The sequence below is a fragment of the Paraburkholderia guartelaensis genome, from assembly GCF_004353905.1.
In the GTDB taxonomy this organism is placed as follows: domain Bacteria; phylum Pseudomonadota; class Gammaproteobacteria; order Burkholderiales; family Burkholderiaceae; genus Paraburkholderia; species Paraburkholderia guartelaensis.
Genome location: NZ_SMOD01000051.1, coordinates 1 through 13,178, shown reverse-complemented (window position 1 = coordinate 13,178; position 13,178 = coordinate 1). Strand labels below are relative to the sequence as shown.

Annotated in this window: 13 protein-coding genes and 1 pseudogene; 12 read left to right on the top strand and 2 right to left on the bottom strand. The window is 62.1% G+C overall.

Annotated features, from left to right (window positions below; translation table 11 throughout):
* Window positions 1-30 precede the first annotated feature (30 nt).
* From E1N52_RS37575 to E1N52_RS37560, 4 genes are read left to right on the top strand one after another with little or no spacing between them, the layout of a single operon-like run.
* A complete protein-coding gene (locus E1N52_RS37575; RefSeq protein ID WP_133189501.1) occupies window positions 31-405 on the top strand; it encodes a hypothetical protein in 375 nt (124 codons plus the stop codon).
* Window positions 406-414: 9 nt separating this feature from the next.
* On the top strand, window positions 415-945 hold the full coding sequence (locus E1N52_RS37570) for a nuclear transport factor 2 family protein (protein WP_425468197.1): 531 nt from the start codon (window positions 415-417) through the stop codon (window positions 943-945).
* Window positions 946-966: 21 nt separating this feature from the next.
* Window positions 967-2,091: an amidase gene (locus tag E1N52_RS37565; RefSeq protein ID WP_133189497.1), complete on the top strand. Its 1,125-nt coding sequence runs from the start codon at window positions 967-969 to the stop codon at window positions 2,089-2,091.
* A 25-nt stretch (window positions 2,092-2,116) separates the two neighbouring features.
* The gene (locus tag E1N52_RS37560; RefSeq protein WP_133189495.1) at window positions 2,117-2,860 is read left to right on the top strand and encodes an SDR family NAD(P)-dependent oxidoreductase; all 744 of its coding nucleotides are present in this window, start codon (window positions 2,117-2,119) and stop codon (window positions 2,858-2,860) included.
* 41 nt (window positions 2,861-2,901) lie between these two features.
* Here E1N52_RS37560 and E1N52_RS37555 read toward each other — a convergent pair whose 3' ends face one another.
* Window positions 2,902-3,537 (bottom strand): response regulator transcription factor, encoded by a 636-nt coding sequence (locus E1N52_RS37555; protein WP_133189493.1) that lies wholly within the window; start codon window positions 3,535-3,537, stop codon window positions 2,902-2,904.
* Between the two features lie 311 nt (window positions 3,538-3,848).
* Here E1N52_RS37555 and hpaC (E1N52_RS37550) point away from each other — a divergent pair, with 311 nt between their 5' ends.
* Window positions 3,849-4,385, top strand: coding sequence for a 4-hydroxyphenylacetate 3-monooxygenase, reductase component (gene hpaC / locus E1N52_RS37550; protein ID WP_133189491.1), 537 nt, complete (start codon window positions 3,849-3,851; stop codon window positions 4,383-4,385).
* A 407-nt stretch (window positions 4,386-4,792) separates the two neighbouring features.
* Here the strand turns inward: hpaC (E1N52_RS37550) and E1N52_RS37540 are convergent, their stop codons facing one another.
* Window positions 4,793-5,746 (bottom strand): IS5 family transposase, encoded by a 954-nt coding sequence (locus E1N52_RS37540; RefSeq protein ID WP_133189489.1) that lies wholly within the window; start codon window positions 5,744-5,746, stop codon window positions 4,793-4,795.
* Window positions 5,747-5,948: 202 nt separating this feature from the next.
* Between E1N52_RS37540 and E1N52_RS37535 the strand changes: the two genes are divergently transcribed.
* From E1N52_RS37535 to E1N52_RS37505, 7 genes and pseudogenes are all read left to right on the top strand, one after another.
* On the top strand, window positions 5,949-6,962 hold the full coding sequence (locus tag E1N52_RS37535) for an IS110 family RNA-guided transposase (protein WP_133189487.1): 1,014 nt from the start codon (window positions 5,949-5,951) through the stop codon (window positions 6,960-6,962).
* A gap of 646 nt (window positions 6,963-7,608) precedes the next feature.
* A complete protein-coding gene (locus E1N52_RS37530) occupies window positions 7,609-8,964 on the top strand; it encodes an MFS transporter (protein WP_133189485.1) in 1,356 nt (451 codons plus the stop codon).
* Window positions 8,965-9,025: 61 nt separating this feature from the next.
* Complete coding sequence (locus E1N52_RS37525) at window positions 9,026-10,228, top strand: acyl-CoA dehydrogenase family protein (protein WP_133189483.1); 1,203 nt, start codon at window positions 9,026-9,028, stop codon at window positions 10,226-10,228.
* A 19-nt stretch (window positions 10,229-10,247) separates the two neighbouring features.
* Window positions 10,248-10,766 (top strand): 4-hydroxyphenylacetate 3-monooxygenase, reductase component, encoded by a 519-nt coding sequence (gene hpaC, locus E1N52_RS37520; protein ID WP_133189481.1) that lies wholly within the window; start codon window positions 10,248-10,250, stop codon window positions 10,764-10,766.
* Window positions 10,767-10,768: 2 nt separating this feature from the next.
* Window positions 10,769-11,467: an ethyl tert-butyl ether degradation protein EthD gene (locus E1N52_RS37515; protein ID WP_133189479.1), complete on the top strand. Its 699-nt coding sequence runs from the start codon at window positions 10,769-10,771 to the stop codon at window positions 11,465-11,467.
* Window positions 11,468-11,560: 93 nt separating this feature from the next.
* Window positions 11,561-12,352 (top strand): annotated as a pseudogene (locus tag E1N52_RS37510) (LysR substrate-binding domain-containing protein); the annotation flags it as partial.
* A gap of 618 nt (window positions 12,353-12,970) precedes the next feature.
* On the top strand, window positions 12,971-13,178 hold a 208-nt coding region (locus E1N52_RS37505), incomplete at its 3' end, for a transposase (RefSeq protein ID WP_133189477.1).

The following is a 13,178-nucleotide window of genomic DNA, read 5'->3' as shown; positions in this document are numbered from 1 at the left end:
ACACATCACCTGTCACAAGGAATTCATTTCATGTCCGAAACAAACGCTACCCTGCCGTTGCGCGTGCTGTTCTGCTGCGGTGTGACGCAAAACTTCTTCGACCTGCCGCGCGAGAAGATCGGCGAAATCTGGCAGGCGTACGGCAAGATGCTCGCCGCCGTCGAGGCAATGGACGGCGTCAAGGTGCTCGGCATCATGGACGACGACCGCCTCGTGGTCGGCCAGTCCGACGGCGCGCCGTGGACCTTCTACATCATGGCCGACGTCGCCGACTTCGACACCGCCGTGGCAGTCTGCAATCTGTATCGCACGACGCCGGTGGGCGAGTACAACCTGTGGCGCTACGGCAAGATCGAAGCGCGCGTAGGCCGCGCGCTCGTCGTGCCGCCTGCCGCCACCGCCTGAGGCATGGCGATGAACACTGACGCTGCACGCACGATTGAGGCGCTCGAAGCACGCCTCGCCGCACTGGAAGGCGCCGCCGCGGCGCGCCGCACGATGGCGCGCTACATGGCGCTGTGCGATGTACCGAGTGGTGCGCTCGACGGCGAATCCCTCGGAGTCCTGTTCACTGCGGATGCCGTGTGGGAAGGCATCGGTCCGCAATATACGAGCAAGTTCGGTCACATCGCGGGGCGCGAGGCCATCGTCGCGATGCTCTCGCGCTATCTGCCGCCGGAGCCGCACTTCGCCACCAACGTGCACTTTCTCACGTCCGAGAGCATCGACATGGTGACGCCGCAGCGCGCGAAGGGCCGTTGGATCATGTTGCAGGCATCGGGCTATGTGGACGAACGCGCCGAGTTGATCGGCGCACGTCTCGAAGTGGACTTCGTGCCTGCGGCCGCCGGTTCGCCCGATGCCTCCGCGTGGCTTATCGCGCACTTTCGCACCGAGCGTCTTTTCGACGCGCCGTGGCATGTGTCGCCACGTCCCACTGCCTGACCCCACAAGGAGACCGAATCGATGAGCGCATTGATCAGTGCCTTCACGCTTGGCGGCGACGGACCCGCCATCGCCATCAAGGACACCATCGACATTGCGGGCATGCCCACGACGGGCGCAAGCCGCGCCCTCGCCAACGTCGCGCCCGCGCAAGAACACGCGCAGGTCGTGCAGTTGCTGCTCGACGCGGGCTGGAAAATCGTGGGCAAGGCCAATATGCACGAACTCGCGTTCGGCATGACGGGCATAAACGACTACACGGGTACGCCCGTCAATCCGCAGGACCCGGCGCGCATTCCGGGCGGCTCGTCCAGCGGCTCCGCGAGCGCCGTTGGCCTGGGGCTCGCCGAGGCCGCGCTCGGCACCGACACAGGTGGATCGATTCGCGGCCCCGCCGCGTGTTGCGGCGTCGTGGGCCTGAAGCCCACGTTCGCACGCGTTTCCCGCCGCGGCGTCGCGCCCGCTGAATCGACGCTCGATTGCGTGGGTCCATTTGCGCGCGACGTGCGCATGATCGTCGACACGATGAGCGTGATGGCGCCCGCGTTCGACAGGGAAGCCGCGCTAAAAAAAGTGACGGCGTGCAGGGTCGGTATCGCGCGGGTCGATGCGCAAGCGGAACTGCTTTCCGCCGTTGCTCATGCGCCGCAACGCGCAGGCTTGTCGTCGCAGGCCATCGAACTTGCGGGCCTCGCCGAAGCTTTCCAGGCAGGGCTTGCGATCATCAACGCCGAAACGTGGGCCGCGTTTGGCCATCTCGTCGATAGCGGCAAGCTCGGCGCGGATCTCGAAGCACGTCTGCGCGCCGCCTCTTCCACGACGCCCGACGAGGTGGGCGCGGCGGAGCGCGTCCGCCGCAGTTTCACCGAGGCGGTCGATCGCGCGCTCGACGGCGTCGATGTCATCGTAATGCCGACGCTTCCCGCATTGCCAATCACGATCGACGATGCGCGCCGTGGTGTCTCGGTGATTGCGATGTCGTCGCTGATCCGCCCATTCAATCTCAGCGGTCATCCGGCGCTGAGCCTGCCGTTGCCTGTCGAGGGTTCGCCGCTGTTGGCCGGGCTGCAAATCATCGGCCGCCATGGCGCCGACGAACAGGTCTGCGCCGTCGCAGCGGCGTTCGAAGCCGCGCTTGCAAGCTGAAGTACTTCAATAAACAGGAAACCCCATGTCCAGCAGAGTCGTCCTCATTACCGGCGCGGCGCGCGGCCTCGGCGCCGTGATTGCCGCGCGCTTTCATGCGGCCGGATACCGTGTTGCCCTCGGCGACGTGGCTGTCGAAGCCGCAACCGCCACCGCGCGCGGCCTGAGCACCGATGAGTCGAGCGCGTTCGCGCTCAAGCTCGACGTCACGCGCAAGGAAGATTTCGTGAGCGCACGCGATGCGATCGTCGCGCGCTGGGGCCGCATCGACGCGCTCGTGAACAACGCGGGCGCGTCCAGGGTCGTGCCGGTCATGGAGATCACGGCCGAGCAGTTCGATCAGGTTATCGACGTCAATTTGCGCAGCGTGCTGTTCGGCTGCCAGGTGTTCGGGCAGCACTTCGCGAGTCAGGGCGAAGGGCGCATCGTCAATATCGCTTCGCTCGCGGGCCAGAACGGCGGCTCGGCAACCGGGGCGCACTACGCCGCGGCCAAGGGCGGCGCCATCACGCTCACGAAGGTCTTCGCGCGCGATCTCGCCGTTTCCGGCGTGACCGTCAACGCCATTTCGCCGGGGCCGCTCGATTTGCCGATCGTGCACGAAAGCGTGCCCGCGGACAAACTCGACAAGGTGATCGCGAGCATTCCGGTGGGGCGCCTGGGCGCCGCCGACTATATCGCAGACGCCGCCGTGCTGCTCGCTTCGGGCAACGCATATTTCGCCAACGGCGCGTGCTGGGACATCAACGGCGGCCTCTACATGCGTTAATGCGTTAGAGCGCACCGCGCGCACGCAGAACGCACACCGCCTCACGGCGTGTGCGTCTGCGCGTCCTGATCCCACACCGCCATCACATCGCGTACGAGCGTCGCAATCGACGCCACACCCAGCTTCTCCTTGATGCTCGCGCGATGCACGTCCACCGTCTTCACGCTGATGTCCAGTTCCGCTGCGATACGCTTGCTGCCCTTGCCGTCGATCACGCCGCGCAGCACCTCGCGCTCGCGCCCCGTGAGCGATTCCAGACGCTTGCGCAAATCGCGCCGTTTCTGGTCGGCGGCATGACGTTGCATGGCGAGCTTCATCGCGCGTTGCACTCGATCGAGCATTTGCTGCGAGTTGTACGGCTTTTCGACGAAGTCGATCGCACCGTTTTGCAGCGCACGCACGGACATCGGTATGTCGCCGTGACCGCTCACGAAAATGATGGGCAACGTCGCGCCGCGACGGTTCAATTCTGTCTGCACGTCGAAACCGCTGGTCTCCGGCATGCGCACGTCGAGCACCAGACATGCGGGGATGTCCGGATCGAACGCACGCAGAAAATCGGCTGCGTTGGCGAACCCTTCCGACTTCACGCCGACCGATTCCAGCAGCCATGCGAGCGAAGTGCGCATACCGTTGTCGTCGTCGACGATATAAATGACCGGAGCAGGTAAAGTCATCTGCTCTCTCCGCTTTTGTTCATTGCCGAGCGCTGCGAGACGTGCCCTGTGCCGCCTCGTTTCGATCTTGCGCTCCTGCAGTTGCGTTTCCCATCATAACCACTCAGTAAAGCCCTGAAAATGCGCATTACCCCGTAATTCCCTCAGGCGAATCCAGACCGCGTGCGCTCCTCACCGCAATACCTGGTGAAACCTTTAGACGGCTCGGGAACGACGCCAGCGCACGGGCGATTCACGACAGTTTTTTTCGCTCGGCGCTTGCCGTACGCTGTGAATCACAGGCTCAGTCATTGCACGGAAAAACACCCATCATGTCCGACACCTCCAGCACGAACACGCTCCCCGTGAGCGACGCCCGCAAGGACTTTCGCCAGGCTATGGCGCATCTCTCGGCGGCCGTGAATGTCATTACGACAGCGGGTCCGTTCGGCCGCTGCGGCATCACGGCGAGCGCCGTGTGTTCCGTCACGGACACGCCGCCCACGCTGCTCGTGTGCCTGAACCGTTCGAGCGCGATGCATGCCGCCTTCGCAGGCAATGCCCGCGTGTGCGTGAACGTGCTGCCCGGGGAACACGAGTTGCTAGCGAAGCATTTCGCAGGCCTCACGCAACTGCCCATGGACGCGCGCTTCGACCTGCCGTTCTGGGACGAAGGCGAGCATGGCGTGCCCGTGCTGCGCGATGCGCTCGCGAGCTTGCAGGGCGAAATCGTCGAACTCAAGGACATCGGCTCTCACTCGGTCATGTTCGTCAAGGCGACCCACATCCGCCTGCGCAGCGACGGCGACGGGCTCGTCTATTTTGCCCGCAATTTTCATCGGCTTGCGCGGCCGTGCGCCGTGGCGTAGCACCTCTCGTAAAACCATTAGATTGGTGAGGAAACCCACGAGCCCCTTGCCTCGTCGTCATGCAATCCTTTGAGCGGCGCGCCGGGAACGGCGGACCAGCTTTCGGGCAAGCGTATTAGCACATCAGGTACGTCTCCGAAATCGGAAATGACCGCTGCGTGCGAGCTCGGCGCGCGCCGGAACCAGAGTGGCTCGCCGGTCGATTCAACGCGAAGCGCTGCGACCGGAAATAGCAAAAATCCGTTTTCCATAGCTAGGGAAGGTCTGCACAACACGTTTTCAGAGCGCTGATCTTTCTCCGCGTTAGGCATATCAGGCGTAAGCCTTTGCTCGCAGGTTGGTCGTCTGGTTTTTCAAACATGACGACCATTGTTTGCCGAGACTCACGGCCTGAACCCACGGGCGTTTCACGCTTTGCCTAAAGCCCTGCGCGACATCCAGAGGTTGCCCAGCGCAAACAGTGTCGTAATCTGCGCGGTGTTCTTCATCAATCCTCGGTACCGCGTCTTCGTATAGCCAAACTGCTGCTTGAGCACGCGGAACGGATATTCAACCTTGGCGCGCACACCAGCCTTCAGACGCTCAATCTGGTTGTATATCGCGTCCAGACGATTGTTCAGGTCCAGTTGTCGACGCTTGCCCGGTCGCATCGCAACATGCCAGCGTACCGGACTCGCCTGACAGCGCTTTTCAATACCCTGATAGCCGGCGTCAGCGTACACATCCTTTTCCTGGCCGTGCAACAACGCTTCGGCCGCATTGATGTCGTGAACGTTGGCCGCCGTACCAATGACGGTGTGGACCAGACCCGACTCTGCGTCCACGCCGATGTGCGCTTTCATCCCGAAGTACCATTGATTCCCTTTCTTCGTCTGATGCATCTCCGGGTCCCGTTTGCCAGAGCCGTTCTTTGTCGAACTGGGCGCGCTAATCAAGGTCGCGTCGACCGCTGACCCTGCCTTCAACATCAAGCCTTTTTCACTCAGGATCTCATTGACCAGTGCGAGCATCTGCGCGGCCAGACCGTGCGTTTCGAGAAGATGCCGGAACCGCAGAATCGTGCTCTCGTCCGGCAAACGCGTCATACCTTCGTCCAGCTGCGCAAACTCACGATACAGCGGCACGTCATAAAGCGCCTCTTCCATCGCCGGGTCTGACAGACCAAACCACTGCTGCATAAAGTGGATCTGCAGCATCGTCGCAACTGGAAACGGCGGCCTTCCAGTCTTACCCTTCGGATAGTGCGGTTCGATCAGCGCAATCAACTTCGACCATGGCACAACGCGCCTCATCTCATCGAGAAATTCCCGCTTGCGCGTGCGTTTCGTTGAAAGATCCAGACCAAGGCCGAGCTGTGTCATCGAGGAACTCCTTTAACTCGCGTTCTTCCAGGATAGGCCAACCAGACATCAACTCCAGGACTTTTGCAGATGGTATGGACGCCTCCCCCCGGAAACGGGCCGTCGTGGAAGTGACGGCCCGGGCGCGGGAGACTTGGCACGCGTCAGTCTGCGTGTGCCAAAGTAAGGGTGCCCGTAAACCGTGCGTCAAGGAGAACCGGAAATGAAACCCACCCTTATCGGAATGGACATTGCCAAGCAGGTATTCCAGCTTCATGCACTCGACCCGCAGAGCGGCCAGATCGAAAGACTCAAGCTAAAGCGTGCACAGGTTCTCGAGTTCTTCGCCAGGCGCGCACCTTCGATTGTTGTGATGGAAGCGTGTGGCAGCGCACACGACTGGGCGAGACGGCTGCAGCAGCTCGGTCATGATGCGAGGCTCATCTCCGCCCGGTCGGTGCGGCCGTTTGTGTTGCGTAACAAGACCGACGCGGCCGATGCCCGAGCCATCTGCACAGCGGCGCAGCAGCCGGACGCGCGCTTTGTTGCTATCAAGAGTGAAGCTCAGCAAGCCATCCTGGCGATACATCGGATGCGTGCCCAACTCATGAAGTTCCGCATCATGCAAACCAACGCGTTGCGCGGTCTGCTGTACGAGTTCGGCGAAGCACTGCCCGAGAGTTATCGGGCCTTCACCAAAGCATTCCCTGCCACGCTTGCAGGAGTCGCTGAACGTCTGCCAGCAATCCTGATCGACAGCCTGCGTGAGCAATGGAATCGCGTTCAGGCCACCGACAAGGAAATCGCCGTGCTTGAGCGGCGGCTCGCTACCGCCTTTCGTAACAACGGGGACTGCCAGAAGGTCGCCGACATCCCTGGCGTTGGCCTTCTCACGGCCACCGCGACGGTTGCATCTATAGGCGATGCGCGAACGTTCAAATCCGGCCGTGAGTTTGCCGCCTGGCTGGGTCTGGTGCCGAGGCAAACGGGAACGGGTGGACGGGTACGACAGATGGGCCTGAGCAAACGCGGCGACACCTATTTGCGCACACTGCTAATGCACGGCGCCCGCTCGGTCATTATCCAAGGCACACGATCGGCGTGGATTGACGGCCTGCTCAAGCGCAGACCGTTTAATGTCGCCGTTGCCGCTGTCGCCAACAAACTCGCACGAACCATCTGGGCGGTACTTGCCCGAACGCAGGGCTATCAGGCTTCACCGCCCGCTGCTGCGTAGACTTCATGTTATGACGGGTTCCTGAAACCTTCCTCAAGGAGCGCAAGCAAGTGCTGCATGATGGCTAACAGGTTGGACCGGGGCGAGGAAAACCCGATAGGGAAGATGAACCATTGTGTTCGATTTGCAGATGAGGACCTCGCCAGCGAATTCCATTAGGGCCTGCAGGCGCATAACGACCTGCGAAAACGGGCCGGACATAAGCGTGCTGCCTTTACCTGAAAGCCAAAAATCGCAACACTGTTTGCAATCCGGGAGGCGTCCACATAAGACCTTCCCTAGTGAATGGCGGTGGTTCCCGCAGTGCTATCGGGTCAGATGATCCACCAAAACGCCGGACGCGGCTATCGCTAGTCGTTGCTGATCTCGAGGTTGTTCACAAGCGCACGATTCATGCCCACACCCGCGGCGAAGCGCGTCTGTCAAATCAGTCATAAATCTCCTCCCTCATCCATGGAATGGATTTCATGTTGATTCGGGGAATGTGCGCGATGAGCATGAAGCGTATTCATAGCGCCCATTTTTGGCTCGAATTTGACCGCTGATTGCGCGACTCCTATCGTTCGGCCATGTAACCCGATGTGATCGCCCGCGCCGCCTGCAGTTGCCGCTGCGCGGAACTTCAATCTCGTGCAGACCATCAGCCATGAATCCAGACGCCGTCAGGTCCAACCTAAGTGCTCCCCTCGCCTCGCCCCGCACAGCGCGTCCGGCGCGCGCGGTCCGCAGAGCCGTCACCACAGCTGTACTCGGCCAGATACTCGAGTGGTACGATTTTTTTCTCTATGGAACGGCTGCCGCGCTGGTATTCGGCAAGCTCTTCTTTCCCGTTGGCAGCGACCCGCTGACGGGCACGATCGCGGCATTTGGGGGCTTCACCGTTGGCTTTATCGCGCGCCCCATCGGCGGCGTGATCTGCGGACATCTGGGCGATCGCTACGGCCGCAAACGAGTGATGATGCTCACGCTCATGACAATGGGCACAGCCACGATGCTGATGGGCGCGCTGCCTACGTATCACCAGATCGGCATTGCGGCTCCTGTGCTGCTCGTGATGCTGCGCATACTCCAGGGACTCGCTGCGGGCGGCGAATGGAGCGGCAGCATCCTGCTCATCCACGAAAGCGCGCCGCCATCGAAGCGTGGCGCACTGGCCGCCTGGAGTCCATGCGGCGCAGCGCTCGGCTTCGTGCTCTCGACAGCCGCCTTTCTGCTCGCCCAGAACCTGCCCGCCGCCGACTTCCAGAACTGGGGGTGGCGCGTGCCCTTCCTCGGCAGCGCCGCGCTCGTCGTGCTTGGCTTGTGGATGCGCCGATCGGTGAGCGAGAGCGCCGCGTTCGAGCAAGTAAAGGCTACGCGGCACGAAAGCCGCATGCCTGTCATCGACGTCTTGCGTCAGTGCCCGCGTGAAGTGCTCACGGTTTTCGGCCTGCGCTTTGGCGAAGGTGGCGCGTCATACATCTTTTTCGCGTTCTCGATCGCATATGGCCAGTTTCTGGGCGTGAAATCGTCGTGGATACTCGGCGGCCTCACACTCTCGATGCTGCTCATGATTCCGGTCGCGCTGTTCGTCGGACACCTTACAGACAAGGTAGGGCGCAAGCCGGTGTATCTGCTCGGCGCCATTGCCATGGTCCTCGTTGCTTGGCCATACTTCGCACTGCTCGGTTCGGGCGAGTACTGGAAAGTCATCGCCGCGCTCCTGCTCGCAAACAGCCTGACGCTCGGCATTCTCGAAGGCGCACAGCCGGCCTTCATCAGCGAGTTGCTGCCCGTGCATCTGCGCTTCTCGGGGCTGGGCATCGGGCGGGAAATTTCCTCGGTGCTGGGCGGCGGCCTTTCGCCGATGATCGCGACGGGCCTGCTCGCCCACTACCGCAGTGCGGTGCCAGTCGCACTCTATCTCGGTGCGCTCGGCCTGGTCACGGTCATCGCGACCTGCTTCGCTCCGGAAACCTTTCCCAAAGCCATGCGCGAAAAATTTCGCCAAGAATCCGAATGAGGTGGCTCTGTCCAGACCCGAGACGCACGCTTCGTTCCAATTTGATCCAAAGGTATCCCGTATGCACGCCCTGAACACCGTTAGCTCCGAGGCCAGTTCCGCCAGTTTCCATATTGCCGGCCCAGAAGACGACTATCCGGAGTACGCCGGTCCGCTTTCGCTCGACGCCCTGATCGAAGAAGTCAAACGGCGGCGCGACGACTTCGACGCCCTCTCGCACGTCCCGCGCGACATGGTCAGGAAAATGAAGCGCGCCGGGATCTTTCGGGCGGGAACACCACGGCGTTTCGGCGGCGACGCGCTGCCACCCCACCAGTTCCTTGCGATGCTCGAACGCATCGCCATTGCCGACGGCTCGACCGCATGGGTCGCCGCGTTCGGCTCGGCGAATACGTACCTCGCCTCTCTGCCTGTCGAAACCCAGGCAAAACTCTATGCAAGCGGACCGGACCAGGTTTTTGCCGGCGGCCTCTACCCGCTGCAAAAAGGCATCCGTGTGCCGGGCGGCTTCATGGTGAGCGGCCAATGGCGGTTCGCGAGTGGCTGCAAAGGCGCGGACTGGATTGGCGTAGGGATTGGCGGTGCGCCGGACAACGCCGGCAAGCCCTTTACGGCGGTCTTTCCTTCCAGCGAGGTCGAGATTGTCGACAACTGGAATGTCGTGGGCATGCAAGGCACCGGAAGCCACGATTTGCGCCTCAAAGACAAGTTCGTCGACGAGCAATGGACCTTCGCGCGTGGCGGCGCGGCCACGATCGACGAGCCGCTCTATCGCTACCCGACCGTCGCCTATCAGGCACAGGTGCATGCCGCGGTGAATATCGGTCTCGCGCGAGCCGCGCTCGATCTGCTCGCAGGCATGTCGGGCGTGACCCAAACCACGACCGGTGCGCCGCGCCTCGCCGACCGGGCCTATTACCGCTCGGGCCTTGCACAAGCCGAGGCTCAATTGCGCAGCGCCCGCGCGTTCTTCTTCGAATCCGCGGAAGCGGCGTGGCAAACGATCCTCGCGGGCGATGCCGTCGCGCCCGCCGAGGCCAATATCCTGCGCCTGAGCGCGACGCATGCGGCGCACACCTGCGCAGAAGTCGTGATGGCGGCCTACAAGATGGCGGGCATCGGCGCGATCTACCGCGAGAGCCGCCTGCAGCGCCTCGTACGCGACTCGATCGTGGTGACGCAGCACGCGTTCCTTGGCGAAGGAACCTACGACGCATCCGGGGCGCTGTTCGTGGGCATCCAGCCCGTGACGCCCTACCCGTAATCGAAGAGGGCCGACCACCATGACTCAGGAAAATGTGCGGCTGCAGTTTCGCAACGCGATGGCCTCACTCGCTGCGGCTGTCAACGTGATCACGACCGACGGTCCGCAGGGGCGTTGCGGCATCACTGCGAGTGCGGTCTGTTCCGTGACGGATTCCCCACCGACCATGCTCGTCTGCATCAATCAGTCGAGCTACGTGCACGACATCCTGCATGGCAACGAGCGGGTGTGCATCAACGTGCTGGGCGCGCGAGGCCAGGAACTGGCGCGCCTGTTCGCAGGCATGACCGGCTGTTCAATGGAAGAGCGCTTCGCACGATGCGCATGGCAACCGGGCCGGCTTTCCGTCCCGGTGCTCGACGAAGCCATCGCAAGCCTGGAGGGCACGGTGTGCGAAAGCAAGACCGTCGGCTCGCACTCGGTGATCTTCGTTCGTATCGAGCATATTGCCTTGCGCGAAGAAGGCGAAGGTCTCATTTATTTCGGCCGGCAGTTCCACCCGCTCGCGCGTGCGGCCTCCACCTGTGCGGCAGGGTGAGCATGCAAGTCTGTCTCTTTCTCACTGGGGAAGGCGGCGCCGAGCCGCCTGTCGATGTCCATGCATTGCAGCGCGAGGCCAGGGAGATCGATGGCCTTTGCGAGCTGGTCGCGCACCTGCCGATCGCAAAGGCGGTCGATCCGCGTATCGCCCCGGCCCCGCAGGCGCCTTCATGCATACTGCAATGGTATTTCAGCGACCTCGTCGCGCTCGAAGCCGAGCTCGCGGCAAACGGCGCGGTCGATCGCGCGTTGCGACGCGCGGCGCTCGCGATGGATGCCCACTCGTTTTCGCAGCAGACCATGGCCGTGCAGACTTTCACGCCGCCGCAACGCACGGCCTTGCATAATGGCATGGAACGTTGCAGCTACATGGTCGCCTATGAAGGTCCCACCGAAGACTTCAATGTGTGGCTCACGCATTATCTGGCGCACCATCCGCCGTTGATGCTGCAGCTACCGGCGTTGCGCGAGCTGGAGATCTACACGCCCGTGGAAAGCCGCAGCGCTTTGCCGTTCGCATGTACCGCGCTCATGCAGCGCAATAAGGTCGTATTCGACGACGCCGACGCACTCGCCCACGCGCTCGCCTCGCCGGTGCGTGACGCGATGCGGCGTGACTTTCAGACGTTGCCTCCCTATAGCGGGGCAACTCCGCATTACCCAATGCGCAGTATTTACGGTAAATTCGCAGCACCGTGACCGGCATTCGCACGGTCGTTGACCCGTAGTGGCATCAGGCCAGCGTGATGCCCCGGCGCGCGGCCCACGCGCGCACACTTAGAGGCGCAGTGCATGAGTCAACCGAACCTCGCTGGCGTCGACCTGAACCTGTTGCGGGTATTCCTCGCCATCTGGGATCTGCGCAGCCTGACTGCAGCAGGAGAGCGGCTTGAGCTCACGTAGTCTGCCGTGAGTCACGCACTGCGCCGGCTGCGCACGCTCTTCGACGACCCGCTCTTCGCGCGCACCCCGAACGGCATGGTGCCGACCGATGCCGCGTTCCGCCTCTATCCGCCCCTCGCGCAGGCGTTCGCGATGATCAACGAGGCTGTCCAGCAGCTCGCGAACTTCGAGCCCTCCACAGCGCAGCGCGTATTCCGCATTTCGATGTCGGACATGTCGGAGTTCTACTTTCTGCCGCCACTGCTCGCCAAACTGGATCGCGAGACGCGCGGCATTCGTATCGAAGTGACCAACTTGCCAGTCGAATCGGTGAGCGTGGCCATGCGTGCGGGCGAAATCGACCTCGCGCTGGGCTACGTGCCGGGGCTTGACGGCAACTGCACGACGCAGACGCTCTTCGTCGACGAGCATGTCTGTGTCGTGCGGGCGGGACACCCCTTGCGAAAAACGAAGCCCACCCGCGAAGACCTGATGGGCCTGCGCTACATTTACGCGAGCACTAATGCGACGGGCCATCGCATGGTCGAACAATGGCTCGACGAGCTGAATTTCAAGCGCTCCGTGGTGCTCAGGCTGCCGCATTTCGTCGTCGCGCCGGAAATCGTGATGAACACGGATCTGGCGGTCATCTTTCCGAAAAGCATTGCGCAGCGATTCAATCGCGGCAAGGCTTTTCGCATTCAATGTTGGGCACATCAGAATTCGGACCATATCGGCCGAAACCCAAGTCAAAAACGGATAATCTTCGTTGAACTGGCTCATGACATGCCTGCCGCGGGACTTATTCGTTATGCAAATGGTTCGAAGATGTCAACTGAAGGCTACCTCTATACCGATCAGGAGATTGCATCGCGTTGCAAGTGGGTTCATGATTCCCCGCTCACGGACTTAAGATCAAGCTCAGCAATCGCGACGTCAAATGGACATCGGAACGACCAGTGTTTCGTTTCCTCTGCATGCACCTCGACCCATTGAGGGTGCCAACCATCCGTGATCAGCGCCCATCCACACCGGCATGATACCAGTGTCCACAGTAGTCCCCACCACTTGAAGTAGTGGGCATCACTTTGGACACCGGCTTCAGCTCTGTCCACCATGCGGCCACGAAATGACGCTTACCGTACTTCCACCTCGATTGCGCCGGACGCTGGCGCGGCACTCAGAGGCGCAGGGAGTTGCAACGGAACAAATTCAGCCGGCGACACATCGGTTAGAGGTGGCCGCGCAAAATCGGACAGCGGGATAAGTGGAACGACCGGGGCCTGAGCCAGCGATAATGCAGGCAAAGGAACCGAGAAAATGACGAAACGAACCCGACGCACGCACTCAGCGGCGTTCAAAGCGAAAGTGGCCCTGGCGGCAGTCAAGGGCGAGCGCACGCTCGCCGAACTGGCGCAGCAGTTCGATGTGCATCCGAACCAGATCACGGAATGGAAGCGGCAGTTGCAGGAGCGCGCGGCCGACGTGTTCGGTGCGGCCGGCCCGGTGTCGAGCGAGCCACCGGTAG